This is a genomic window from Pseudomonas sp. PME37.24/025, from assembly GCF_055556615.1.
On the sequence record NZ_JBVHNK010000355.1, the window covers coordinates 1 to 256 of the forward strand.

The following is a 256-nucleotide window of genomic DNA, read 5'->3' on the forward strand; positions in this document are numbered from 1 at the left end:
CACGGCGGAGCGTGCGCGGGGGAGTGCACGTCGTGCTGTTCATCGAAGGCCGCGTGGTCGTCCTCGACGCCGACCCGGACTTCCCGCTCTCCGACGCCGACCGGCTCGTCCGCGAACCCGCCCGCTACGCCCTGGGCCGACTGCTGCTCGCGGCCGAGGGGCAGGTGCCGGACGGCGCGGTGGCCGCGGACCTGCGCCGGTTCGGCGCGACGCGGCAGTGCGGCGAGATCGTGCCGACGACCGGATGCCTCGCCCT

At 76.2% G+C, this 256-nt stretch carries 1 protein-coding gene; it reads left to right on the plus strand.

All coding sequences use genetic code 11. The annotated features are described in order from the left end of the window. Nucleotides 1–32: 32 nt before the first annotated feature. Nucleotides 33–256, plus strand: a 224-nt coding sequence (locus ACZ3HH_RS30680) for a hypothetical protein (RefSeq protein WP_465810439.1), incomplete at its 3' end; no start/stop codon positions are given.